Below are 24,522 nucleotides of genomic sequence, written 5' to 3'. Positions count from 1 at the left end.
GGAGCATCTCTGTAACGTCCGGAACAACCGACGCTACGTGTTCAGAGATGCCGCTGGGCGCGCAAGATTAACAGCAATTGCTTACGGTTGGATCAATGCACATCCTTCCAGTACTCGCGTTTGAGCAGATAGGCGAATACGAAGAAGAAAGCCAGGTACAGCAAGACGTAGGTACCGATGCGCTGGTGCTGCAGTTTGACCGGGTTGGCCGAGTAGGCCAGGAAGGTCACCAGGTTCTTGACCTTCTCGTCGAACTGCTCTTCGTTCAGCGTACCGGTCTTGGGCACGATGGTCAGTTGATCGCACGCTTCATGGGTCAGCGGCGTGCCGGTCAACGGATCATATTGCTTCTTGCCGTCTTCAACGACCTGGACTTGCTTGCATCCTACCACTTGGCGCCCCTGCAGGCCGACCAGAACGTTAGGCATGCCGACGTTCGGGAACACTTTGTTGTTCACGCCCCAAGGGCGGGCGGGGTCTTCGTAGAAGGATTTAAGGTAGCCATAGAGCCAGTCGGTGCCACGCACGCGCGCCACCAGGGTCAGGTCGGGCGGTGCTGCGCCGAACCAGGCCTTGGCGTCTGCCGGTTTCATGCCGATGTTCATGTGGTCGCCGATCTTGGCTCCGGTGAACACCAGTTTCTCCAGCATCAACTCATGGGGGATGCCCAAGTCATCGGCAACCCGCTCGTAACGCTGGAACTTGGCGCTGTGGCAGCCCATGCAGTAGTTGGCAAAGGTACGTGCACCATCTTGCAAAGCGGCTTTATCGGCGACGTCGATGTCGACTTTTTCCAGTTCCGCGCCATGCTCGGCAGCCAAAGACAGAAGCGGCAGGGCCGCAAGCACTAATGCAACAAATAATTTTTTCATCAGCCAGTCACCCTTTCCGGAACCGGTTTGGTCTTCTCGAGCCGGGTGTAGAACGGCATCAGAATGAAGTAGGCGAAGTACAGGAAGGTGCAGACCTGCGACAGCAACGTGCGCTCAGGGGTCGGCGCCAATACGCCCAGCACGCCCAGGATCACGAATGCAATGCAGAACACCCACAGCCAGATCTTGCTCAGCCAGCCCTTGTAGCGCATGGACTTGACCGGGCTGCGATCCAGCCACGGCAGCACGAACAGCACCGCGATCGCCGCGCCCATGGCGATCACGCCCATGAGTTTGTCGGGGATCGCACGCAGGATTGCGTAGAACGGCGTGAAGTACCAGACCGGGGCAATGTGCTCGGGCGTCTTGAACGCGTTGGCTTGTTCGAAGTTAGGCTTCTCGAGGAAATAACCCCCCATCTCCGGGAAAAAGAACACGATCGAGCAGAACACGAACAGGAACACGACCACGCCGACAATGTCTTTCACGGTGTAATAAGGGTGGAATGGAATGCCATCGAGCGGGATGCCGTTCTCGTCCTTATGCTTCTTGATGTCCACGCCATCCGGGTTGTTGGAACCCACTTCATGCAGCGCCAGGATGTGCAGCACTACCAGGCCCAGGATCACGATCGGCAAGGCGACAACGTGCAAGGCAAAGAAGCGGTTCAGGGTAATACCGGAGATCAGGTAGTCACCACGGATCCACTGGGTCAGGTCGTTGCCGATCACCGGGATCGCCCCGAACAGAGAGATGATCACCTGGGCGCCCCAGTACGACATCTGGCCCCATGGCAGCAGATAGCCCATGAAAGCCTCGGCCATCAGCGCCAGGTAGATCAGCATGCCGAACACCCACACCAGTTCGCGCGGCTTCTGGTACGAGCCATAGAGCAAGCCACGGAACATGTGCAGGTAGACGACGATGAAGAACGCCGACGCGCCGGTGGAGTGCAGCAGGCGCAGGATCGAGCCGTACTCGACGTCACGCATGATGTATTCGACGGAGGCGAACGCCTCTTCCGCAGACGGCGTGTAGCTCATCGTCAACCACACACCGGTGACGATCTGGTTGACCAGCACCAGAAGTGCCAGGGAGCCGAAGAAGTAGAAGAAGTTGAAGTTTTTTGGCGCGTAATATTTGCTGAGATGGTCTTCCCACATTTTGGTGGCGGGGAAACGCGCATCCACCCAATCCATGAACTTGCTCATCACGCGTTCTCCTTATCGAGGCCAATGACAATGAGGTCGTCAGTTTCGTAGGTGTGCGGAGGAACCGGCAGGTTCAGGGGCGCGGGCTGAGACTTGTAGACACGGCCGGCAAGGTCGTAATGGGAACCGTGACACGGGCAGAAATAACCGCCGACCCAGTCCTTGCCCAAGTCGACAGGGGCGACTTCCGGGCGGAAGGTGGGTGAGCAACCCAGGTGGGTACACAGACCTACCAGCAACAGAATCTCTGGCTTGATCGAACGCACTTCGTTCTTGGCGTAGGCGGGCTGGTCGGAATTCTCGGATTTAGGGTCAGACAACTGGCCTTCGATCTTTTTCAGATTCCCTAGGATTTCCTCGGTACGACGAACAATGAATACCGGCTGGCCGCGCCATTCAGCAATCATCTGCTGCCCTGGCTCGATCTTGCTGACATTCACCTTCACCGGTGCACCTGCGGCTTTCGCCTTGGCACTGGGAAACCATGACCCCACGAACGGGACCGCAGCCCCCACCGCTCCTGCAGCACCCACCACGGATGTGGCTGCTACCAAGAAGCGACGCCGGCCTGCATTCACGCCGTCATTGCTCATTCAGTCCTCTCCCATCAGCTTTTTGGCCTGTTAAATCAGGCGTCTACTAAGTGTTGAATCTTTACTTATAAAAATTTTGACGGATGGTAATGAAAAGCCCCACGGATGACAAGGGAATTGCCCAGGCCACCACCCCCAGGCCTTGTAGTATAGGGGGTCTATGGATGTGGCAAGTTGTCACGGCGAAAAATGTGCATAAATCGCAGGCAATAAAAAACGCCCAGCTCCGTGAGGAGGCTGGGCGTTTTTGTGGAACGTAAAGCGAATTAACGCTTCGAGTACTGCGGACGCTTACGCGCTTTACGCAGACCGACTTTCTTACGTTCAACTTCACGAGCATCGCGAGTAACGAAGCCAGCTTTGCGCAGAGCGCCACGCAGGGTTTCGTCGTACTGCATCAGAGCGCGAGTGATACCGTGGCGGATTGCGCCAGCTTGACCACTTACACCGCCACCGATAACGGTGACGTAGATGTCGAACTTTTCAACTGTCTCGGTCAGTTCCAGCGGCTGACGAACTACCATGCGGGCAGTTTCGCGGCCGAAGAAGTTTTCCAGAGTGCGGTTGTTGATCGAGATGTTACCAGTGCCCGGACGCAGGAAAACGCGTGCGGTTGCGGTTTTGCGACGGCCAGTGCCGTAATTTTGAGTCGCCGACATAATGAACTATTCCGTTAAAACTTCAGTTCTTGGGGCTGCTGAGCAGCATGAGGGTGTACAGCGCCCGCATAGACTTTCAGCTTGCGAAACATATCGCGACCCAGTGGGCCCTTAGGCAGCATGCCTTTGACCGCGATTTCGATCGGGGCTTCAGGCTTCTTGGAGATCAGGCCTTCAAAGTTGGAAGACTTGATACCGCCTGGGAAACCGGAGTGACGGTAGTACATTTTGTCTTGCGCTTTGTTGCCGGTAACACGTACCTGCTCAGCGTTGATGATGACAATGTAGTCACCGGTATCAACGTGCGGGGTGTATTCAGGCTTGTGCTTGCCACGCAGACGGCTGGCGACTTCAGTGGCCAGACGACCCAGGGTCTGACCAGCGGCGTCGACGACAAACCAGTCGCGCTGAACTGTTTCCGGTTTTGCAGTAAAAGTTGTCATTCTTTAATAGCCTCAGGGGCCGCCCTGTAAATTAGACGGCGGATCTTACTGAATAGTGCGTACTTTGACAAGGTCAAAGGCAGCCGGATACAGACGCTATCGGGGGCTCGGGTCAGCGCGTCCGTTCAACGGCAAGATTCTTCGGCAGACGGCGCATCACTTCCACTGCAGAAAGAGGTGGGCAATTATGCAGATTGCGAAAAAAAATTCAACCTGCTTTTATGAATGTTTTCCCCTGAAGGAGTACCCGATGGATTATCGACAGCTGGGCCGGACCGATCTGAACGTGAGCGCGATTGCCTTGGGCACCATGACCTGGGGCGAGCAGAACAGCGAGCCAGAGGCCTTCGCACAGATCGAACGAGCCAAGGCCGCGGGCATCAACTTCCTCGACACGGCAGAAATGTACCCGGTACCGCCCAAGGCCGAGACCTACGCCACCACCGAGCGTTATATCGGTAATTACTTCAAGAGCCGTGGCGATCGCGCCGACTGGATCCTCGCCAGCAAGATCGCGGGCCCCGGCAACACCATCGACTATATCCGCGATGGCTACCTGCGCCACAACCGCAAGCATATCGTCGACGCCCTCGACGCCAGCCTCAAGCGCCTGCAGACCGACTGGATCGACCTCTACCAGCTGCACTGGCCGGAGCGCAGTACCAATTTCTTTGGCCAGTTGAGCTACAAACACAAGGACGAAGACGACCTCACCCCACTGGAGGAAACCCTTGAAGCGCTGGATGAGCAGGTCAAGGCCGGTAAGATCCGCCACATTGGCCTGTCCAACGAAACTCCGTGGGGCACCATGAAATTCCTGGCCCTTGCCGAAGCCCGTGGCTGGACCCGCGCGGTATCGATCCAGAACCCCTACAACCTGCTCAACCGCAGCTTTGAAGTGGGCCTGGCTGAAATTGCCATCCGCGAACAATGCGGTTTGCTGGCCTACTCGCCACTGGCATTCGGCATGCTCAGCGGCAAGTACGAAGGCGGTGCGCGCCCGGCCAAGGCGCGTCTGACGGAGTACAGCCGTTTCAGTCGTTATTTCAACCCACAGTCGGAAGCGGCGTGCAGCCGTTATGTGGCACTGGCGCGGGAGCATGGGCTGGACCCGGCGCAGATGGCGTTGGCGTTTGTGACGCAACAGCCGTTTGTGACCAGCAATATTATCGGGGCCACGAGCCTGGAGCAGTTGGACAGCAACATTGCCAGTGCCGACCTGAAGCTGTCCAAAGAGGTGCTGGAAGGGATTGAGGCGATTCAGAAGGATCATCCAAATCCGGCGCCTTGATTGATCGTTCCCACGCTCTGCGTGGGAATGCCGGCTTGGACGCTCCGCGTCCGCTGCAAGAGCCATGACGCGGAGCGTCATCTGAGGCATTCCCACGCGGAGCGTGGGAACGAGCATCACAGCGCCCGCGCAATGATCTCCTTCATGATCTCATTGGTCCCCGCATAAATCCGCTGCACCCGCGCGTCCGCCCAGGCCCGGGCAATCGGGTATTCCCACATGAAGCCGTAGCCGCCGTGCAGTTGCACGCACTCATCGAGCACCTTGCATTGCAGGTCCGTGGCCCAGTATTTGGCCATTGCAGCGGTGGGCACATCCAGCTTGCCTTCCAGGTGCAGCGCCAGGCATTTGTCCACGAACACGCGGCCGATCTGAATCTCGGTGGCCATTTCTGCCAGCTTGAAGCGGGTGTTTTGAAAGTCGGCTATCGCCTTGCCAAACGCCTTGCGCTCGCGGGTGTATTCCAGGGTCCATTGCAACGCCGCCTCGGCTGACGACAGTGCACCAATCGCCACCGTCAGCCGCTCCTGGGGCAACTCCTGCATCAAATATGCGAAGCCCATGCCGGCCTGGCCCAGCAGGTTTTCCTTGGGCACACGCACGTCCTGGAAGAAAAGCTCAGAGGTGTCCTGGGCCTTCATGCCGACCTTCTCCAGGCGCTTGCCCTTGTCGAAGCCCGGCGTGTCGGCCTCGACCAGGAACAGGCTGGTGCCCTTGGCGCCGGCCTTGGGGTCGGTCTTGGCCACCACAATGACCAGGTCGGCCAGGTAGCCGTTGGTGATGAACGTCTTGGAGCCGTTGATCACATAGTCATCACCGTCCAGCACCGCCGTGGTCTTGACCCCTTGCAGGTCGGAACCGGCCCCAGGCTCGGTCATGGCGATGGCCGTGACCATCTCGCCGGAGATCAACTTTGGCAGGTACTTGTGCTTCAACGCCTCACTGCCGTAATGCAGGATATACGGCGCAACAATGTCCGAATGCAGGGAAAAGCCAATGCCGGTCAGGCCCAGGCGGCTGATCTCTTCGATCACGACCGCGCTGTAAAGGAAATCCGCGCCCAGCCCACCGTATGCTTCCGGTACGTGCGAACACAGCATCCCCGCCTCCCCCGCCTTGTTCCAGAGGTTGCGGTCGATGTAACCCTGTTTCTCCCACTGCCCATGGAATGGCGCGGCGTCTTTGTCGAGGAAGGTACGCACGCTTTCGCGGAAGAGTTCGTGCTCCGGGCTGAACAAGGTTCTGGGAATCATGGGTCACCTGTGAGGATTGTCGGACAAGAACGAGCCCACAGAGCCTATGCCGCGAATGCGTCACGGGACACTGGACACATGCGACAAAAAATAAGACGATCCAGCCGTCTGGTGACCACTTTCCCCTATAAGAATAAATGAAATTATGTCTAACCAAATCTCCACGCCCTTGCGGCGCGTCAGCATCCTGGCCGTCGATCGGGTCTTCGCTTCAACCCTCATGCAAGCCAAGGATTTCTTCCATCTCGCCAGCCTGCGGTATGGCAAGCAACAGGGCCTGGGCCTGACGCCCGCATTCGAGACGCGCCTGGTCAGCCCCGACGGGCAATCGGTACGCAGCTTCAGCAATGTGATCATGCCGGTGGACGGCGGCCTGGAAGATGCCGACATCATCGTGCTGCCCGCCTTCTGGGACGACTTCGAGGCCTTGTGCACCCGCTATCCACAGGTACTGCCCTGGCTGCGCGAACAGCACGCACGCGGCGCCGTGCTGTGCGGGGAAGCCACCGGTGTGTTCTGGCTGGCCGAAGCCGGCCTGCTCGATGGCAAGGAAGCGACCACCTATTGGCGCTTCTTCACCGCCTTCAGCGAACGGTTCCCCAAGGTGCAGCTCAACCAGGACAAGCACCTGACCGACGCCGATAACCTGTATTGCGCCGGCGGCACCACCTCCGCCTGCGACCTCTACATTTATTTGATCGAACGCTTCTGCGGCGCCAACATCGCCCAGGCCGTGGCCCGCGACATCCTGTATGAAGTGCAGCGCAGCTACTCGCCAGGGCGTATCGGTTTTGGCGGGCAGAAGCTGCACCAGGATGTGATCATCCTGCAGATCCAGCATTGGCTCGAAGAACACTTTGCCGACAAGTTCCGCTTTGAAGACGTCGCCCGGGAGCACGGCATGAGCATCCGCAACTTCATGCGACGCTTCCAGACCGCCACCGGCGACAAGCCGCTGCATTATCTGCAACGCCTGCGCATCGAGACGGCCAAGGGCCTGCTGTCGGGCAGCCGCAAGAGCATCAAGACCATCAGCTATGAGGTGGGTTATGACGATGCGAGTTTCTTTGCGCGGTTGTTCAGGCAGCACACGGAGTTGTCGCCGAATCAGTATCGCCAGCAGTTTCAGCAGGCGGCATAAGCAGCGGCTTATACGGGACCAATGTGGGAGGGGGCTTGCCCCCGATAGCGGTCTGTCAGTAACAGATGTACTGACTGATCCACCGCAATCGGGGGCAAGCCCCCTCCCACACTTTGATCTACATCGGCCTTACGGTTTGTGGCCGCGCGAAAGGAATTCGTGGGACTGCATTTCCAGCAAACGACTCAAGGTGCGTTGGAATTCGAAGTTCAAGCGACCGCCCGTGTAGAGGTCCTTGAGCTCGACTTCCGCCGAGATGATCAGCTTGACGTTACGGTCATAGAACTCGTCGACCATGTTGATAAAACGCCGCGCGATGTCGTCGGTGGTCACGCCCATCTGTTCCACACCGCTCAAGATCACCGCATGGAAAATCTTGCCCAATTCGATGTAGTCATTCTGGCTACGCGGGCCGTCGCACAGCTGGCGGAATTCGAACCAGGCCACGTCATCGCAGGTACGTAAAGCGATGATTTCGCGGTTTTCGATCATCAACTTGTCGTTTTCCACGGCCTGGGTGCATTCCGGCGTCAACGCGCGGAAGCTTTTCTTCAGGCTGTCGTGGGCCGCCTCATTGAGCGGGAAGTGGAACAGCTCCGCTTGCTCGAGGTGACGCAAACGATAGTCGACGCCGCTGTCGACGTTGACGATATCGGTGTGCTGCTTGATCAACGCAATGGCCGGCAGGAAGCGTGCGCGCTGCAGGCCATCCTTGTAGAGACCATCGGGCACGATGTTCGAGGTGGCGACCAGGGTCACGCCGTTCTTGAACAGCTCCTCCATCAAGGTGCCGAGGATCATGGCATCGGTGATGTCGGAGACGAAGAACTCATCGAAGCAGATCACCCGCGCTTCGTCGGAGAAACGCTTGGCGATGATCGTCAGCGGGTTCTTCTCCCCCGGCAGGGTCTTCATCTCTTCGTGCACGCGCTTCATGAAGCGGTGGAAGTGGGTGCGGACCTTTTCCTTGAACGGCAGCGCTTCGAAGAAGGTGTCCACCAGGTAAGTCTTGCCCCGGCCGACGCCACCCCAGAAGTACAGGCCCTTGACCGGCGTGCGGTCTTTCTTGCCAAACAGCTTGCTGAGCATGCCCTGCTTGCTTTGCGAAGCCGCGACCAGGTCTTCGTACAGGCGCTGCAAATGACGCACCGCATTTTCCTGGGCCGCGTCATGGAAGAAGTCAGGGCGTTTCAGATCAGCTTGATATCGTTCTAGGGGCGTCATAATTTCGTTAGCAAGGCAACAAAAACGGGCCGTCACTGTAACGACGGCCCTGGATAATGGCAATCAACCCTTGGTCGGGTTAATCCTCGGAGGGGGTCAGCGCGACGCGCAAGGCGGCGATGGCGGCGTCACGGGACGCGCTGTCGGCGAACTCGGCGCTGTCGGCCACGGCCGCGTCGCCCAGCCATACGCTGAAGCCCAGGGCTTGGGTGCGTATGTCCAAGGTACCGCCGCTTTGCAATTGCTTGGTCACCGCGCCCGCCGCCTTGCCGTCGGCGAAGGTGCGCGACAGCAGCAGTTGCTCGCCGTCGGCGGCCAACAGGCGGAAGCGGAAGCTGCCGTCGTCTTCACGAAAGCTCAAGAAGCGCGCGGCCTTCGCCGCCTTTTTCTTGGTGGCAACCGGCGCCGCAGTCTGGTTGACGAACGAACGCAAGCCCACCGCTTCGCGCAGTTCGGCGAGGAACGGTGCCGCCACGGCACGGGCCTTCTTGGCGCCGACCAGCAGCAGATCTTCCATGTCTGACGGGCGCGACATCAGTTGGTGATAACGCTCGCGCGCTTCACCCAATTGACCGTCCAGCAACTGGAACAGACGATTCTTCGCCTCACCCCAGCCCAGGCCTTGCAGCAGTTCACTGCGCAGCTCTTGCTCCTGGGCCTTGCTCGCAAATGCCTGGTACAGCGTGAACAGGTGGGACGTGTCCGGGTCCTTCGCCTCGCCTGGCGCGCGCGAGTCGGTGACGATCCGCGAGATCGCCTCTTTCATGTCCTTGGCGCTGGTGAACAAGGGGATGGTGTTGTCATAGCTCTTGGACATCTTGCGGCCATCCAGGCCCGGCAAGGTGGCGACGCTTTCTTCGATCAACGCCTCGGGCATGGTGAAGAATTCTTTACCGTTGCCGAACAGATGGTTGAAACGCTGGCCGATATCACGGGCCATTTCCACGTGCTGGATCTGGTCACGGCCCACCGGCACCTTGTGCGCGTTGAACATCAGGATGTCCGCTGCCATCAGCACCGGGTAGCTGTACAAGCCCATGGTGATGCCCGCATCCGGGTCTTCGCCGCCCTCTACGTTCTTGTCCACCGAGGCCTTGTAGGCATGGGCACGGTTGAGCAGGCCCTTGGCGGCCACGCAGGTCAGCAGCCAGGTCAGCTCGGGAATCTCGGGGATGTCGGACTGGCGATAGAACGTCACCCGGTTCACATCCAGGCCACCGGCCAGCCAGGTCGCGGCGATTTCCATACGCGAGCGCTGGATGCGCTGCGGGTCATCGCATTTGATCAGGGCGTGGTAGTCGGCCAGGAAGTAGAAGGAATCGGCATTGGCGTCCTGGCTGGCAAGGATCGCCGGGCGGATCGCACCGGCGTAGTTGCCCAGGTGCGGCGTGCCGGTGGTGGTGATGCCGGTGAGGATACGGGTACGCGTCGTCATGGGTAATCGCTTATCAGACTGCTATCAATTCGAGAGGCGCGGCAGCACCAGATCCTTCAGATCGGTGAGCTTGCCGTGAAAAAAGTGTCCGCATTCTGCCACTTTCAGCAGCTCATGGGGGCGTTTCAGGGCGCCAGACCAGTCGTAGACGACTTGCGGGTCGACCACTTCGTCGGTTTCCGGCTGGATGAGCGTCAACGGACAATCATGTGGCAGCACATCCGTGTCACGCAGGCGCATCACTGCGGCAGCCACCATGAACAGGTGCGCCAGCTTCTCGCCCTTGGCTTCCAGGCGCCCGCCGAGGCTGGCGGCCACATAGCCACCGAAGGAAAAGCCCAGCAGGGTGAGCGGTAGATCAGGGTGTTTTTCCCGCAGCCAGGTGGCGGCCGCTTCGGCATCGTCAACTTCGCCGCTGGCCATGTCGTGGCTACCGGCACTCGCGCCGACGCCACGATAATTGAAACGCAACGTAATCAAGCCAGCATCACGGGCGGTGCGTTGCAGGGTCGATACCACTTTATTGAGCATGGTCCCGCCCTGCACCGGGTTAGGGTGGCAGATCAGCGCCAGGCCGCGTGGGGCGGGGTGATCCAGGTACAGGGCTTCCAATTGACCCACCGGGCCATCGATCAAAACGGGGGTTTCACGCATGAGCAAGGATGAACTCCGTGACCTCTCAAGGGGTCGACTCGTCTAGCTAAAAGTCTGTGCATGGCATCATTGCGAGCTTAATCGCGGTATACAGCGCAGGTTTGAGCCGTTAACGTAAAGCAAAGCCGTTTATAGAGGAAGGACTCGTGGAACACTCGCTCTTAGTTTGGTTGTTGCCGACTCTTGCCCTGGTTGCCGGTGTCGCCATTGGATTCCTGGTTGCTCGCCTGCTGCCGAATGCCGCGCCTAACCGCACGCAGCGTCAGCTGGATGACATTCAGGAACGTTTTGACAGTTATCAGAACGAGGTTGTTACCCACTTCAACAGCACCGCGACCCTGGTCAAGAAGCTCACCCAGAGCTACCAGGAAGTACAGGATCATCTCGCCGATGGCGCTAACCGTCTGGCCCTCGACGACATCACCCGCCAGCGCCTGCTGGCCGCGTTGCATTCCGATGCACCGCAGACCCCACGGGAACGCCTGACCCCGCCCCGGGAAAACCAGGAACCGCCACGGGACTACGCGCCAAAAACGCCGGACGCCCCAGGCATGCTGGATGAGCATTACGGCTTGAAGAAGTAAGTTAGCTTCCAGCAACACAAAGCCCGGCTGATCGATGATCAGCCGGGCTTTTTATTGGGCCGTTTCTGTTGCTCAGTGAAGATCCAATGTGGGAGCAAGCCCCCTCCCACACTTGAACCCACATGACCTTAGGCCGGTTGCTGTTCCTGCAACCGCCCACCCTCGATCCGCACATGCCGCCCATGGAAGCGCTTGAGGCTGCTGCGATGACCAACGCTGACGATGCTCAACCCCGGCAGTTCATCGATCAACGCCTGATACAGCGTCGCTTCATCCTCTTCATCCATGGCCGAGGTGGCTTCGTCCATGTACAGCCATTGCGGCGCGAACAACAAGGCGCGGGCGAAGGCCAGGCGCTGCTGCTCGCCCGGCGAGAGCATGCGCTGCCAGTGGTTGGCTTCATCCAGACGGCTGACCAGATGCGGCAGGCGGCAGGTTTCCAGTACCTGTGCATAACGTTGCGCAGGGTAGGCGCTGTCCTCTTGTGGATAACTCAACACTGCCTTCAACGTGCCAATCGGTAAATAAGGCTTCTGCGGCAAAAACAGATAACGCGTCGCCGGCAGGCGAATGCTGCCATGCCCTGCTGGCCACAAATGGCCCATTGCGCGCAGCAGCGTACTTTTACCGCTGCCGGAACGCCCACTGAGCATCACGCGCTGACCCGGTTCCACGGTCATGTCAGCGTCGGTAAGCAAGTGACGACCATCGGCCAGGTCCATGCCCAGATCCTTGATCACCAGGCGTTCGCCTTCAGGGCGCACATCAATGGCCGGGGCACGCTGCTCGTTGTCGCTCATGGCCTGCTGGAAACTCAGCAGACGGTCGCTGGTGGCGCGCCACGCCGCGAGTTCCGAGTAGGCGTTGATGAACCAACTGAAGTTTTCCTGCACATTGCCAAACGCCGAGTTGATTTGCATCAGCTCGCCCAGTTCGATCTTGCCGGTGAAGTAGCGCGGCGCGGCGACGATAAACGGGAAGATAATCGCTATCTGGCTGTAGCCGGCGGTGAAGAAGGTCAGGCGCTTGGACACTTTCATGATGTCCCAGAAGTTGTGCCAGACCTTGCCGAAGCGCGAGCTCAGGCGCTGCTTTTCATTCGGCTCGCCGTTATAGAGGGCGATGCTTTCAGCATTTTCACGCACCCGCACCATGGAGAAACGCAGGTCCGCTTCGAAGCGCTGTTGCTGGTTGTTCAAGCCGATCAAGCGTCGCCCGATCAGGTGCGTCAGCCAACTGCCCACGGCGGCATACAGCAGCGCACACCAGAACATGTAGCCGGGAATGGTGATGCCAAATACTTCGATGCTGCCCGACACGCCCCACAGGATGATCGAGAACGACACCAGGCTGACCACGTTGCGCAGCAGTCCCAGGCCCAGGCTCAAGGTGCTGGTGGTAAAGGTATTGAGGTCTTCGGAAATCCGCTGGTCCGGGTTATCGGTGTAGCCGCCCTGCTCCAGCTGGTAGTAGTTCTTGTGGGCAAGCCAGCGCGCGAAGTGCTTTTCGGTCAGCCAGGCACGCCAGCGGATGGTGAGCATCTGGGTCAGATACAAGCGATACACCGCGCCGAGGATCGCCACGGCCGCGATGCCGCCGAAGTAACCGATCAATTGCCAGAAGGCGGCCGTGTCCTTCTTTTCCAGGGCGTTGTAGAAATCCTTGTACCAGTGGTTGATCCACACCGAGATCGCCACGCTGAACAGCGACAAACCAATCACGGCAGCCAGCAGCAACCAGGCCCGGCCCTTCTCTTCACTGCGCCAATATGGCGTGATCATCGCCCAGGTTCGGCGGAAGAATTGCCCACGCACCGCATCATTGACCGCGGAGTATTCAGCGTTCTGATTCATCGTTCAGGCTCGGTAGGAAATTATGACAGGCGTTTGAACCGATCATAGGCGATCGGTTCACGGCTCCGTGCAGCCTGAGGCAGATTGTTCAGTCTTCGTTCAGCGCCGTACCGGGCGTTTCTGCAGTTTGCGCTGCAACGTACGCCGGTGCATGCCCAGGGCGCGGGCAGTGGCGGAGATGTTGCCTTCGTGCTCGGTCAGTACGCGCTGGATGTGTTCCCACTGCAGGCGGTCGACCGACATGGGGTTTTCCGGCACCAGGGTGTCGAGGTCGGCGTGCTCGGAAAGCAGCGCGGCGAGCACGTCATCGGCATCCGCCGGCTTGCACAGGTAATTGCACGCGCCACGCTTGATCGCTTCGACGGCGGTGGCGATGCTGGAATAACCGGTGAGGATCACCACGCGCATTTCCGGGTCGAGTTCGAGCAGCTTGGGCAACAGCACCAGGCCTGAGTCGCCGTCCATTTTCAGGTCGAGCGCGGCGTAGTCCGGCAGGTCGGCCTGGGCGATGGCCAGGCCTTCTTCGGCTGAGCCCGCAGTGCTGACGCGAAAACCGCGACGGCTCATGGCGCGGGCCATCACGCGGGTAAAGGTGGCGTCATCATCTACCAGCAACAGATGCGGCAGTTCTTCGCCTTCGACTTGGATCTCGTCACTCATCGATATCTCCTCGTGCGACACGGGGCAGGCGCAGCTCGGTGAGCGTGCCACCTTCCTCATGACTATAGAGCTTCACTGAGCCGCCCGCGCGGGTCACGCTGGCCTTGCTCAAAAACAGGCCGAGGCCGAAGCCTTTGCCCTTGGTGGTAAAGAACGGTTTGCCGATTTGCTCGGCAATGGCCAGCGGCACGCCCGCGCCGTGGTCACGAATGCTGATGGTGACGTTTTCCGCGTCCCAGTCCAACTGCACGCCCAGGCCTTCGGGGCAGGCGTCGGCCGCATTGTTCAGCAGGTTGAGCAAGGCCTGGGTGAGGTCCGGCGGCGGCGCCATGCGTGGCACGCTGCCCTGGCCCAACAGGCTGAACCGGTAACTGGCTTCGGGACGCATCAGGTGCCAACGGTTCAGCGCTTCGTCGAGCCACTGGGTGACATCCTGCATTTCTACCGCCAGGCGTCGATTGGCTTCGGCGGCGCGTACCAGCTGCTGCAGGGTCAATTTGCACTGCTTGACCTGTTCCTGCAGCACGCTGAGGTCATCCTGCAACGCCGGGTCGTGATGGTCCTGGGTCATCTCCTTGAGCAGCACGCTCATGGTCGCCAGCGGCGTCCCCAACTCGTGGGCGGCACCTGCGGCCTGCGTGGCGACGGCCAGCAATTGCTGGTCGCGCAGGCCTTCTTCACGGCGAATTGCGCGCAGTTCTTCCTGGCGGCGCAACTCTTCGGCCATGCGCGCGGCAAAAAAGGTGATCACGGCGGCAGACAGCGCAAAGCTCAGCCACATCCCGTAGATCTGCAGGTTTTCCCGGGCGATGGGAAACGTCTGCAAAGGATAGAACTGCGCCAGCAGCAAGGTGTACAACGTCAGCGCGATGCCCGACAGCACCACCGAATAGCGCCACGGCAACGTCACGGCGGCAATGGTCAGTGGCACCAGGTAATAAGAAACGAACGGGTTGGTGGAACCGCCGGAGAAATACAGCAACACACTGTGGATAAACAGGTCGCACGCCAATTGCAGGGCATATTCCAATTCGGTGACCGGCCATGTGGTGCGCAACCGAATCGCGGTAAACGCACACAACACGGTGGAGAAGCCGAGGGTCACCGCCAGTTGCAGCCAGGGCAGCGGCAACAGGTCGAACCAATAGGCGAGCCCGACGGAACCTGCCTGTGCGGCCAATACCAGGGTGCGAATGAACGTCAGGCGCCAGAGGTTCTGGCGGGTGGCGGAAGTCAGTTTTACGGCGGCGAGCATGAGCTCTCCCGATGAGCGCTGCAGGCGGATCGGCACGAGTATAAACGAAGCAGACCGCCTGGCACGGCGCGTGTGGCTCTTTGACGCAGGCGCGCAGATGACCGCTCGTCGGGGCTGCTGCAAGATGTAGGGAATGTGTAAACCCGAAGAACCCGATGCCACCGTCTACAGTCATACCGAACACGACAATCCCAAGGAGCTTTCATGTCTCGTTTCACTCGCAGTGCAGCGGTTCTCACCCTCGGCGCCAGCGCCCTGGCCAGCCTGCCGGCCATGGCCGCCGATGAACTGCATTACAACCAGATCTCCCTGCGCGCCGAGGTCAGCCAGGAAGTGGCGCGCGACAAGATGATCGTCACTCTTTACACCGAAGCGCAAAACGCCGACCCGGCCAAGCTGGCCGCTGAAATCACCACCACTATGAACCAGGCCCTGGGCCAGGCGCGTGAAGTCAAGGCCGTGACCCTGCGCCAAGGCAGCCGCAACAGCTACCCGATCTACGACAGCAAGAACCAAAAAATCACCGGCTGGCGCGAACGCGCCGAACTGCGCCTGGAAAGCGCGGACTTCCCGGCGCTGTCCAAACTCACCGGCGAGCTGTTGAACACCCTGAAAATGGACAACATGGACTTCGCCATCGCTGACAGCACGCGCAAGGCCAGCGAAGACGCGCTGCTCAAAGACGCGGTTGCCGCGTTCAAGGCTCGCGCGCAACTGGCCACCGATGCGCTGGGCGGCAAGGGCTACAAGATCGTCAACCTGAACTTCAACACCAATGGTTATCCACAGCCGTATGCGCGCGGCGGGATGATGATGAAAGCGGCCATGGCCGATTCAGCGCCCACGCCTGAAGTGGAGGCCGGCACCAGTCAGGTCAACATGAGCGCAGACGGTGTCATTGAAGTTTTGCAATAAGTTTTCGACATACCAACAAGGCGTAATCCTTTAAGGGTTACGCCTTTTTTATTGCCGCCTACGGAACACCAGGACCGTTACGACAAACTCAAAGGCTTTAGACTACAGTCACTTTCTCCAACTCCCCCGTTACACCCTAGAGACTTCTCGTTAAAAACCCTCGATATAAGCTCGGAACTTAAGCCGCCTAATTATCCACCCACTGTAGCGACCACAATTACTTTGAAACAGAGCATCGAACAACCATCCAACTAACACACATCCCACCCACAGGACATTGCGCATAACGATTCTTTTGTTTTTCGGTCAACGGCGATTATTAATCCAATCATTAATGTGAGTTGATTATGAATATAGCGGCGACTCTCGTTCCCACGCCTACCTCCTTCCCCACACCGCCCACGAACAATCGTCAGCAACGGGGAATAGATGACTCGCACACAATGCAAAAAAGGGCACTGGAAGAAAGGGTAGACCCACCCCCTGCTAAAAATTCGCTCGGACTGCATCCAGTTCCAGCACCGACACCCGAGCATGAGCTTGATACTTCCAAGACCGTCATCTACGGTTCAGTCAACGTTATTCCGCCAACGGCGAACTATACGCGGCACGAACGCGAGCAGCGTATCCAAGCCTACGCCGATCGTGTCGCCACACAAATCAAGCACATCGAAAGCGGCAGCGACGGTGAGCGCAATACTAAGTTCCAGCACACTCGCCCGTTCCTCGAACCTGCCGGTTACTTCAGCGGTGGGTTGTTGGCAGCTGGCTACGACCCCCACGAGAAAGTCACGGTCACCTTCTACTCCTATGTAGGAATGGGCACACCCCAGGAGGAAACCAATAGGGACGTACGCACCTACTTTGCCTGGGAAATTGCAGCCGGAGCATTTGCCCATGACAAGGTTCCAAGGGGTGGCCCGCTGAACTTCCAGGGTATGCAAATCAGTGCGCAAGACAAAAACAAAATCGACGAACTGGAAGTGCTGGGCAGCCATTTGCAAGATCATTGGGAACATGATGTCGCCGCCCCCCTGCGCGACGCTTCGGGAGCACTTGCAAAACGCTCGGGCGAAGCAGACGCCTATGTGTTGCAGGGAACATTGCAAAGTCTACGTAACGACAAACACAGTTATGAACGTTTGTCCCCTGCTGCTCAGGCTGCCATTACTCGCACACTGGAAATCCGTGGAAACGCCGTCATTCCAAACCTATACGGCTATCCATTGGCCGGGTATGCCTTTATTCCCTACATCAATTATCACGGTGATTACGACCACCGCCCCAACAAAGGCCTGATGATCGATTTGAAGAACGGCACCGTCAGTGAAATAGACGGAGATGACAATTTCGCAAACTGGGCTAAACATAACCATGCCCAATTACTCAACCGTTTCAACGCCCGCGATAGGCAAGGCGGTCACGACGCCCACTGGGTAAGCGCCGGCTACGTACTCACCGCTTTGATTCTAGACAAGCATTCCACGTTTCCGGGGAGAAAAGGGCCCCTCTCGGATAAGGCCGTGCCGGTCCGAGAATTATTCAATTACGCACAATCGCGCGACAGCGATTACTACCTGAAATTCGGTGACCTCAAAAACGGCATTGCCCCTCACTATCAGGCGATGAATGCGAAAAATGCATTGTGGGCAGACCAAACCGAGGTATTTGGCGCCTCTCAGCAACACTGGAAAGAGGCAAAAGAGTTTTGGGGCAACACCTTTGGTTACTTACCCATCGTTGGCAATGCAGGCAATATCGTTTTCGGCGTGCACGATGGCCTCTATGGCCAGACCGCAGAGGATCGGGTTGGCGGCAATGCCGCGGCAGTCATATCCGGCCTGCAACTGGCGCACGAACTTGCACCCATCGGAGTGCACGGGGCAGAAGAACCGCCGGTGAACTTCTCTAATGGCGCGTATTACAGGTGGCAGTCCGATGAGCAAACACATCAGTTGGAATTAGTGCGGGTGAGGCAGGCTTCAACCCAAACAGACCCCGTCGATGTCGGGCTAACGCCCTCGCCAGACAATGGCATCCCGCCCACACCCACGCTAACCGACGAAAAAATCGCCACCCTCAGACAACTGATTTCACGCCAGGGCTCGCCGAGCATTGATGAGTTATTCTCCGATAAAAACAATTTCAGCACGCTGGATGGAAAAATAAGCCAACTCAAGGAAATCGATGAGCAACTCTACACCTTTGTAGATAGCACCAAGCTGGGCAAGGACACTCGTTTGAACATACTGGTGCATGGCCTATCCGACCCCACCACAGGTATCGCTAAAGTTATATATGACGGGAAACTTAATACGCCACAAGATTTACTCGACACCTTACGTTTTCAAGGCATTAACCCAGAAGACTATGAGAAAATTCGCCTTCTATCATGTGGCTCTGCAGATGGCGGTACCGCATCCTTTGCCGCCGAGTTCCAGCGACTCATAGATCGCCCCGTAAAAGGTTATAAAGGCACGGTAACGGTGGGCGTGACGCCGGAAGCAATAAAGCGCTTCACCGACAGAATTGAAAACCACTATGTACACCAAGCCAAACAAAAAGACATCACGATGACGGACAGCCTCAGAAATGACATCAGACTTCTCGCCGAACGCGATGTTAATGAAGATGTAATGAAGCACTTCAGAACCTTGAAGAAAAACCCATACTGGAACCCCTGGAAGTGGTGGACCTTTGAATACAACCCCGTTCGCTTCGACCAACGTAGCGCATCACGATGAGGGTCGTGCCTCTTTCCATGTACACCCTTACATCGTCAAACTTTCGCTCTCCGTGCATTTTTTTATAAGCTGATCCTAAGCGCCCTGACCAAAACATGTGCGCTGCCTGAACCGTGCAGACGGCAATTTAACCTATCGTCACTCCCACACTGACGACAACCTCGGTTATCTTCGTTTGAGTTCGGGCAGCGCTTTATGTCTGTCATTTCAGGGGGCATCATGGAAAGAATCATCTTCAAACCGCTACTTCTCGCCGTCGGCATTCTGGCCTTCACGCCACTGGCCCAGGCGGCCACCACCCTGGTCTACTGCTCCGAAGCCAGCCCCGCCGGCTTCGACCCGAGCCAATACACCAGCGGCACCGAGTTCGACGCCTCCGCCGAAACTGTGTTCAACCGCCTTACCCAGTTCAAGCGCGGCGGTACCGAAGTCGAGCCCGGCCTCGCCACCCGCTGGGAGGTGTCCGAAGACGGTCTCACCTATACCTTCCACCTGCGGGACGGCGTCAAGTTCCACACCACCGATTTCTTCACCCCCACCCGCGACTTCAACGCCGATGACGTGGTGTTTACCTTCAACCGCCTGCTGGATGCCGAGAGCCCGTTTCGCAAGGCTTACCCCTCCGAATCGCCCTACTTCACCGACATGGGCTTGAACACCACGATCAAGAGTCTCGACAAACTCGACGAACACACCGTGCGCTTCAACCTGAACAACGTTGATGCATCGTTCGTGCAGAACCTGGCGATGAGTTTCGCTTCGGTGCAATCGGCCGAATATGCCGCCCAGCTCTTGGAACAGGGCAAGGCCGAGGACATCAATCAGAAACCGGTCGGCACCGGCCCGTTCGTGTTCAAGCGCTATCAGAAAGACTCCCAGATCCGCTACGTTGCCAATAAGCAGTACTGGAAACCCGAGGACGTGAAGCTCGACAACCTGGTATTCGCCATCACCCCTGACGCCGCCGCGCGCGTGCAGAAACTCAAGGCGGGTGAATGCCAGGTCAGCGGCTACCCGCGCCCGTCCGACATCGAGGTGATCAAGCAGGACCCAAACCTGCGCGTGCAGCAGCAGGCCGGCTTCAATTTGGGTTTCCTGGCGTATAACGTCACCCACCCGCCGCTGGACCAACTCAAGGTGCGCCAGGCGCTGGATATGGCCATCGACAAACCGGCCATCATCAAGGCCGTTTACCAAAGCGCCGGACAATTGGCGCAGAACGCTCTCCCTCCCGCGCAGTGGTCTTATGACCCGACGATCAAGGACGCCCCCTACGACCCGGCCAAGGCCCGGGCGCTACTAAAAGAAGCAGGGGTTGCACCAGGTACCACCATCAACCTGTGGGCAATGACCGTGCAACGCGCTTCCAACCCGAACGCGCGCATGTCGGCACAAATGATCCAGCAGGATTGGGCCAAGGTCGGCATCAAGGCCAACATCGTCAGCTATGAGTGGGGCGAATACATCAAGCGCGCCAAAAATGGCGAGCATGACGCCATGATCTACGGCTGGACCGGCGATAACGGCGACCCGGATAACTGGCTCGGCGTGCTCTACAGTTGTGCCGCGGTCAAAGGCAGCAATTACGCCAAATGGTGTAACCCGGCCTATGACAAGCTGGTGCAGCAGGCCAAGGTCAGCAACGACCGCGAGCAGCGCATCAAGTGGTATCAGCAGGCACAACAAATCCTTAAGGAACAAGTACCTATAACGCCTATTGCGAACTCGACGGTTTTCCAGCCGCTGCGCAAGGAAGTTCGCGATTTCAAGATCAGCCCCTTTGGGCTGACACCGTTCTATGGCGTGAGTCTAGATAAGTAACAACAACGCCCCAACCGAGTGCACTAGACACGTCGGTTGGGCCTTTTCGGTGCGCGCGGCGCACCGAAAAAACCCGCCAAATAGATGCATTTATGTCGAAACTTTCATAAATGCGACATTCTTGTACGCCCGTCCCACTGTTTGGCGCTTGCAACCGTTCAACATCTTGCAATGGGTATGGCGCCTGCATAAGTATCCGCAGGCCGACTCACGAGGTCGCCCTCACCACCAAAAATGACAACAAATCATGAGGCCAACATGCTTAAACACGCAGTCCTTCCGTTCTTAGTGAGCGCTGGCCTTATGGCCGCAGCCCCGTTTGCCCAAGCGGCAACTAACCTGGTGTTCTGCTCCGAAGGGAGCCCGGCCGGTTTTGACCCAGGCCAGTACACCACCGGAACAGACTTCGATGCCTCGGCCGAAACCATGTTCAACCGCCTGAGCCAGTTCGAACGTGGCGGCACCGCCGTGATTCCTGGCCTTGCTACCAGCTGGGACGTGTCCCCGGACGGCCTGACGTATACCTTCCACCTTCGGGAAGGCGTCAAGTTCCACACCACCCCGTATTTCAAGCCGACGCGTGAATTCAATGCCGATGACGTGCTCTTCACGTTCAACCGCATGATCAACAAGGACGACCCGTTCCGCAAAGCCTACCCCACTGAGTTCCCGTACTTCTCCGACATGGAGATGGACAAGAACATCAAGAACATCGAAAAAGTCGATGACCACACCGTCAAGTTCACCCTTGGCACCGTGGACGCCGCCTTCATCCAGAACCTGGCGATGAGCTTCGCCTCGATCCAGTCGGCCGAATACGCCGCCCAGCTGTTGAAGGAAGGCAAGGCCAGCGACATCAACCAGAAGCCAATCGGCACTGGCCCGTTCGTGTTCAAGAGCTACCAGAAAGACTCCAATATTCGCTTCACCGGCAACAAGGAATACTGGAAGCCTGAAGACGTCAAGATCGACAACCTGATCTTCGCAATCTCCACGGACCCATCGGTCCGCATCCAGAAACTGAAGAAAAACGAGTGCCAGATCACGGCCTATCCTCGCCCGGCGGACATCAAGCCACTGGAAGCGGACAAGGACATGAAGATGCCGCACCAGGCCGGTTTCAACCTGGGTTACATCGCCTACAACGTGATGCCTGTGCTTAAAGGCCAGACCACGCCGAACCCACTGGCTGACCTGCGGGTTCGCCAGGCGCTGGACATGGCGGTGAACAAGCAGCAGATCATCGACTCCGTGTACCAGGGCGCTGGCCAACTGGCCGTCAACGCCATGCCGCCAACCCAGTGGTCGTATGACACCACTATCAAGGATGCCAAGTACGACCCGGCAAAAGCCAGGGAACTGCTCAAGGAAGCCGGCATCAAGGAAGGCACCGAGATCACCCTGTGGGCCATGCCAGTACAGCGTCCGTACAACCCGAACGCCAAGCTGATGGCCGAGATGCTGCAGAGCGACTGGAAACAGATCGGTCTGAAGGTCAACATCGTCAGCTACGAGTGGGGCGAGTACATCAAGCGTTCCAAAGGTGGTGAGAACCAGGCCATGATCATTGGCTGGAGCGGTGACAACGGTGACCCGGACAACTGGCTGGGCACGCTGTTTTCATCCCCGGCATTGAACGGCAACAACTTCTCCAAATTCGTCAACAAAGACTACGACGCCCTGATCAGCCAGGCCAAGGCGACCACAGACGTTGCCAAGCGCACCGAACTGTACAAACAGGCGCAACAACTGCTTAAACGTGAACTGCCTTACACACCTATCGCGCACTCGACGGTGTATCAACCCATGCGCAACACCGTGCAGGACTTCAAGATCAGCCCGTTTGGCTTGAACTCCTTCTATGGCGTCAGCGTAAGCGGCAAGTAAGGATCGATAGCGGCGACGCTCATAACGTCGCCGTTATTACATCTGCCAGACCCGTAGGAAACAGACCACACCCGCAAGCGTTGCCGCCTTACAGCAATGAACTGCGCTTCGTGCCTCCGTTGCCTACAGGGTCAATCCAATTTGGCGCATTTACTGTGAAGTCCGCGACCCATAACGTCGTAGGACTACAGAGGTACCAATTTGGGAAAGGCACTTACCGCATGTGGGACCAGTGATGTCCCCTTGGCTACAGGCCTGAGGGATTGCTCGCTGTTGATAACTACACACAAGGATCGGAATCGTCATGCGCCATACCACCGTTCTATCCGCAATGTTTGCCGCCAGCCTGCTGGCTGTGGCCACCACGGCTCAGGCCGCCGAAAAGAAGAGCCTGGTGTTCTGCTCCGAGGGCAGCCCGGCGGGCTTTGACACGGCGCAATACACCACCGCCACCGACAACGATGCCGCTGAGCCGTTATACAACCGCCTGGTCGAATTCGAAAAAGGGGCGACTGACGTAGTGCCTGGGCTGGCAACCAAGTGGGATATTTCCGAAGACGGGCTGACCTACACCTTTCATCTGCGCGAAGGCGTGAAGTTCCACAGCAACAAGGAGTTCAAGCCGACGCGCGACTTCAATGCCGACGACGTGCTGTTCACGTTCAACCGCATGCTTGACCCCGACCACCCGTTCCGCAAGGCCTACCCTACCGAGTTTCCGTACTTCAACGGCATGAGCTTGAACAAGAACATTGCCAAGGTTGAAAAAATCGACCCGCACACCGTGGTGATCACCCTGAATACGGTGGATGCCGCGTTCGTGCAAAACATCGCCATGAGCTTCGCAGCAATCCTCTCGGCCGAGTATGCCGAGCAATTGCTCAAGGAAGGCAAACCCAGCGATATCAACCAGAAGCCCATCGGCACTGGCCCGTTCGTGTTCCAGCGTTACCAGAAAGACTCGCAGATTCGCTATGTGGCCAACAAACAGTATTGGGACCCCAGCAAGGTCAAGCTCGACCAGTTGATCTTCGCCATCAATACCGACGCCTCGGTGCGCGTGCAGAAGCTCAAGGCCGGCGAATGCCAGGTCACCCTGCACCCGCGTCCCGCCGACGTCGACGCGCTCAAGGCCGACCCGAACCTGCAACTGCTGACCAAGCCTGGCTTCAACCTTGGCTACATCGCCTACAACGTGCGCCACAAACCCTTCGACCAGCTCGAAGTGCGCCAGGCGCTGGACATGGCGGTGAACAAGCAGAGCATCCTCAATGCGGTGTACCAGGGCGCCGGGCAACTGGCGGTCAATGCCATGCCGCCGACCCAGTGGTCTTACGACGACAGCATCAAGGACGCCGCCTACAACCCGGAAAAAGCCAAGGAACTGCTCAAGGCCGCCGGCGTGAAGGAAGGCACTGAGATCACCCTGTGGGCGATGCCGGTGCAACGGCCGTACAACCCCAACGCCAAGCTGATGGCGGAAATGCTGCAGAACGATTGGGCCAAAATCGGCCTCAAAGTAAAAATCGTCAGCTACGAATGGGGCGAATACATCAAGCGCACCAAGAACGGCGAGCACGATGTCAGCCTGATCGGCTGGACCGGTGACAACGGTGACCCGGACAACTGGCTGGGCACCCTCTACAGTTGCGACGCCATCGGCGGGAACAACTACTCCATGTGGTGTGACCCGGCGTACGACAAGCTGATCAAGCAAGCCAAGGTCGTGACCGACCGCGAACAAAGGACTGTTCTGTACAAACAGGCGCAGCAACTGCTCAAGCAGCAGGTGCCGATCACGCCAGTCGCCCACTCGACGGTCAACCAGCCGTTGAGCGCCAAAGTCGAAGGTTTCAAGGTGAGCCCCTTCGGCCGCAACGTGTTCTCGGGCGTCAGTATCACCCCATAAGAAAAAATAACCGGATGGCGAAGGGCCAAGCGGCCCTTCGGCAAACGTGCAGCCTTTTGTTGGGATTTTTCCTACGCCAAACGTTTGCAATAGCTTGAACGAGTTACACACCCAATAG

Annotated in this window: 20 protein-coding genes; 8 read left to right on the top strand and 12 right to left on the bottom strand. The window is 58.1% G+C overall.

Annotated elements, in window-relative coordinates:
- Positions 1–92 precede the first annotated feature (92 nt).
- The 5 genes from C4J87_RS04185 to rplM all read right to left on the bottom strand — a co-directional run bounded on the left by C4J87_RS04185 (position 93) and on the right by rplM (position 3,778).
- Positions 93–872 (bottom strand): cytochrome c1, encoded by a 780-nt coding sequence (locus tag C4J87_RS04185; RefSeq protein ID WP_057724540.1) that lies wholly within the window; start codon positions 870–872, stop codon positions 93–95.
- On the bottom strand, positions 872–2,083 hold the full coding sequence (locus C4J87_RS04180; protein ID WP_003171746.1) for a cytochrome bc complex cytochrome b subunit: 1,212 nt from the start codon (positions 2,081–2,083) through the stop codon (positions 872–874). The genes C4J87_RS04185 and C4J87_RS04180 overlap by 1 nt, the downstream gene beginning before the upstream one ends.
- Positions 2,083–2,676 (bottom strand): ubiquinol-cytochrome c reductase iron-sulfur subunit, encoded by a 594-nt coding sequence (gene petA / locus C4J87_RS04175; protein WP_034118089.1) that lies wholly within the window; start codon positions 2,674–2,676, stop codon positions 2,083–2,085. The genes C4J87_RS04180 and petA overlap by 1 nt, the downstream gene beginning before the upstream one ends.
- A gap of 266 nt (positions 2,677–2,942) precedes the next feature.
- The gene (rpsI, locus tag C4J87_RS04170; RefSeq protein WP_003216038.1) at positions 2,943–3,335 is read right to left on the bottom strand and encodes a 30S ribosomal protein S9; all 393 of its coding nucleotides are present in this window, start codon (positions 3,333–3,335) and stop codon (positions 2,943–2,945) included.
- Positions 3,336–3,349: 14 nt separating this feature from the next.
- Positions 3,350–3,778, bottom strand: coding sequence for a 50S ribosomal protein L13 (gene rplM / locus C4J87_RS04165; RefSeq protein WP_003171742.1), 429 nt, complete (start codon positions 3,776–3,778; stop codon positions 3,350–3,352).
- A gap of 250 nt (positions 3,779–4,028) precedes the next feature.
- On the opposite strand from rplM, the gene C4J87_RS04160 reads away from it, so the two are divergent.
- Complete coding sequence (locus C4J87_RS04160; protein WP_124365822.1) at positions 4,029–5,069, top strand: NADP(H)-dependent aldo-keto reductase; 1,041 nt, start codon at positions 4,029–4,031, stop codon at positions 5,067–5,069.
- A 116-nt stretch (positions 5,070–5,185) separates the two neighbouring features.
- Here the strand turns inward: C4J87_RS04160 and C4J87_RS04150 are convergent, their stop codons facing one another.
- Positions 5,186–6,322, bottom strand: coding sequence for an acyl-CoA dehydrogenase family protein (locus tag C4J87_RS04150; RefSeq protein WP_124365821.1), 1,137 nt, complete (start codon positions 6,320–6,322; stop codon positions 5,186–5,188).
- Positions 6,323–6,542: 220 nt separating this feature from the next.
- Here C4J87_RS04150 and C4J87_RS04145 point away from each other — a divergent pair, with 220 nt between their 5' ends.
- Positions 6,543–7,463 (top strand): GlxA family transcriptional regulator, encoded by a 921-nt coding sequence (locus C4J87_RS04145; protein ID WP_177412769.1) that lies wholly within the window; start codon positions 6,543–6,545, stop codon positions 7,461–7,463.
- Between the two features lie 129 nt (positions 7,464–7,592).
- Here the strand turns inward: C4J87_RS04145 and zapE are convergent, their stop codons facing one another.
- From zapE to C4J87_RS04130, 3 genes are all read right to left on the bottom strand, one after another.
- Entirely contained in the window at positions 7,593–8,687 is a 1,095-nt protein-coding gene (gene zapE, locus C4J87_RS04140; protein ID WP_124365820.1) for a cell division protein ZapE, read from the bottom strand.
- A gap of 79 nt (positions 8,688–8,766) precedes the next feature.
- Positions 8,767–10,122 (bottom strand): tryptophan--tRNA ligase, encoded by a 1,356-nt coding sequence (locus C4J87_RS04135; RefSeq protein ID WP_124365819.1) that lies wholly within the window; start codon positions 10,120–10,122, stop codon positions 8,767–8,769.
- A 24-nt stretch (positions 10,123–10,146) separates the two neighbouring features.
- Positions 10,147–10,776: an alpha/beta hydrolase gene (locus C4J87_RS04130; protein WP_124361281.1), complete on the bottom strand. Its 630-nt coding sequence runs from the start codon at positions 10,774–10,776 to the stop codon at positions 10,147–10,149.
- Between the two features lie 146 nt (positions 10,777–10,922).
- On the opposite strand from C4J87_RS04130, the gene C4J87_RS04125 reads away from it, so the two are divergent.
- Positions 10,923–11,360 carry a YhcB family protein gene (locus tag C4J87_RS04125; protein ID WP_057724532.1) on the top strand — a complete coding sequence of 146 codons (438 nt, stop codon included), beginning with the start codon at positions 10,923–10,925 and terminating at the stop codon, positions 11,358–11,360.
- A 128-nt stretch (positions 11,361–11,488) separates the two neighbouring features.
- Here the strand turns inward: C4J87_RS04125 and C4J87_RS04120 are convergent, their stop codons facing one another.
- From C4J87_RS04120 to C4J87_RS04110, 3 genes are all read right to left on the bottom strand, one after another.
- A complete protein-coding gene (locus C4J87_RS04120) occupies positions 11,489–13,213 on the bottom strand; it encodes an ABC transporter ATP-binding protein/permease (RefSeq protein WP_124365818.1) in 1,725 nt (574 codons plus the stop codon).
- A gap of 99 nt (positions 13,214–13,312) precedes the next feature.
- Positions 13,313–13,873 (bottom strand): response regulator transcription factor, encoded by a 561-nt coding sequence (locus C4J87_RS04115; RefSeq protein ID WP_010565532.1) that lies wholly within the window; start codon positions 13,871–13,873, stop codon positions 13,313–13,315.
- On the bottom strand, positions 13,866–15,128 hold the full coding sequence (locus tag C4J87_RS04110; protein WP_057724530.1) for an ATP-binding protein: 1,263 nt from the start codon (positions 15,126–15,128) through the stop codon (positions 13,866–13,868). Before C4J87_RS04110 ends, C4J87_RS04115 begins: the two co-directional genes overlap by 8 nt.
- A gap of 204 nt (positions 15,129–15,332) precedes the next feature.
- On the opposite strand from C4J87_RS04110, the gene C4J87_RS04105 reads away from it, so the two are divergent.
- The 5 genes from C4J87_RS04105 to C4J87_RS04085 all read left to right on the top strand — a co-directional run bounded on the left by C4J87_RS04105 (position 15,333) and on the right by C4J87_RS04085 (position 24,404).
- Entirely contained in the window at positions 15,333–16,043 is a 711-nt protein-coding gene (locus tag C4J87_RS04105) for an SIMPL domain-containing protein (RefSeq protein WP_124365817.1), read from the top strand.
- Positions 16,044–16,486: 443 nt separating this feature from the next.
- On the top strand, positions 16,487–18,787 hold the full coding sequence (locus C4J87_RS04100; protein WP_372238432.1) for a hypothetical protein: 2,301 nt from the start codon (positions 16,487–16,489) through the stop codon (positions 18,785–18,787).
- A 219-nt stretch (positions 18,788–19,006) separates the two neighbouring features.
- On the top strand, positions 19,007–20,608 hold the full coding sequence (locus C4J87_RS04095) for an ABC transporter substrate-binding protein (protein ID WP_124365815.1): 1,602 nt from the start codon (positions 19,007–19,009) through the stop codon (positions 20,606–20,608).
- 258 nt (positions 20,609–20,866) lie between these two features.
- Positions 20,867–22,495 carry an ABC transporter substrate-binding protein gene (locus C4J87_RS04090; protein ID WP_124365814.1) on the top strand — a complete coding sequence of 543 codons (1,629 nt, stop codon included), beginning with the start codon at positions 20,867–20,869 and terminating at the stop codon, positions 22,493–22,495.
- 304 nt (positions 22,496–22,799) lie between these two features.
- The gene (locus tag C4J87_RS04085; protein WP_124365813.1) at positions 22,800–24,404 is read left to right on the top strand and encodes an ABC transporter substrate-binding protein; all 1,605 of its coding nucleotides are present in this window, start codon (positions 22,800–22,802) and stop codon (positions 24,402–24,404) included.
- Positions 24,405–24,522: the final 118 nt, after the last annotated feature.

It is taken from the genome of Pseudomonas sp. R1-43-08 (genome assembly GCF_003852255.1).
Taxonomy (GTDB): Bacteria; Pseudomonadota; Gammaproteobacteria; order Pseudomonadales; family Pseudomonadaceae; genus Aquipseudomonas.
This window is presented reverse-complemented; position numbering and strand designations above follow the sequence as displayed.

Bases quoted from the DNA above. Each gene is read 5' to 3' on its own strand.
- C4J87_RS04185 (WP_057724540.1), bottom strand. From the start codon at position 872: ATGAAAAAATTATTTGTTGCATTAGTGCTTGCGGCCCTGCCGCTTCTG.
- C4J87_RS04180 (WP_003171746.1), bottom strand. From the start codon at position 2,083: ATGAGCAAGTTCATGGATTGGGTGGATGCGCGTTTCCCCGCCACCAAA.
- petA (WP_034118089.1), bottom strand. From the start codon at position 2,676: ATGAGCAATGACGGCGTGAATGCAGGCCGGCGTCGCTTCTTGGTAGCA.
- rpsI (WP_003216038.1), bottom strand. From the start codon at position 3,335: ATGTCGGCGACTCAAAATTACGGCACTGGCCGTCGCAAAACCGCAACC.
- rplM (WP_003171742.1), bottom strand. From the start codon at position 3,778: ATGACAACTTTTACTGCAAAACCGGAAACAGTTCAGCGCGACTGGTTT.
- C4J87_RS04160 (WP_124365822.1), top strand. From the start codon at position 4,029: ATGGATTATCGACAGCTGGGCCGGACCGATCTGAACGTGAGCGCGATT.
- C4J87_RS04150 (WP_124365821.1), bottom strand. From the start codon at position 6,322: ATGATTCCCAGAACCTTGTTCAGCCCGGAGCACGAACTCTTCCGCGAA.
- C4J87_RS04145 (WP_177412769.1), top strand. From the start codon at position 6,543: ATGCAAGCCAAGGATTTCTTCCATCTCGCCAGCCTGCGGTATGGCAAG.
- zapE (WP_124365820.1), bottom strand. From the start codon at position 8,687: ATGACGCCCCTAGAACGATATCAAGCTGATCTGAAACGCCCTGACTTC.
- C4J87_RS04135 (WP_124365819.1), bottom strand. From the start codon at position 10,122: ATGACGACGCGTACCCGTATCCTCACCGGCATCACCACCACCGGCACG.
- C4J87_RS04130 (WP_124361281.1), bottom strand. From the start codon at position 10,776: ATGCGTGAAACCCCCGTTTTGATCGATGGCCCGGTGGGTCAATTGGAA.
- C4J87_RS04120 (WP_124365818.1), bottom strand. From the start codon at position 13,213: ATGAATCAGAACGCTGAATACTCCGCGGTCAATGATGCGGTGCGTGGG.
- C4J87_RS04115 (WP_010565532.1), bottom strand. From the start codon at position 13,873: ATGAGTGACGAGATCCAAGTCGAAGGCGAAGAACTGCCGCATCTGTTG.
- C4J87_RS04110 (WP_057724530.1), bottom strand. From the start codon at position 15,128: ATGCTCGCCGCCGTAAAACTGACTTCCGCCACCCGCCAGAACCTCTGG.
- C4J87_RS04105 (WP_124365817.1), top strand. From the start codon at position 15,333: ATGTCTCGTTTCACTCGCAGTGCAGCGGTTCTCACCCTCGGCGCCAGC.
- C4J87_RS04100 (WP_372238432.1), top strand. From the start codon at position 16,487: ATGCAAAAAAGGGCACTGGAAGAAAGGGTAGACCCACCCCCTGCTAAA.
- C4J87_RS04095 (WP_124365815.1), top strand. From the start codon at position 19,007: ATGGAAAGAATCATCTTCAAACCGCTACTTCTCGCCGTCGGCATTCTG.
- C4J87_RS04090 (WP_124365814.1), top strand. From the start codon at position 20,867: ATGCTTAAACACGCAGTCCTTCCGTTCTTAGTGAGCGCTGGCCTTATG.
- C4J87_RS04085 (WP_124365813.1), top strand. From the start codon at position 22,800: ATGCGCCATACCACCGTTCTATCCGCAATGTTTGCCGCCAGCCTGCTG.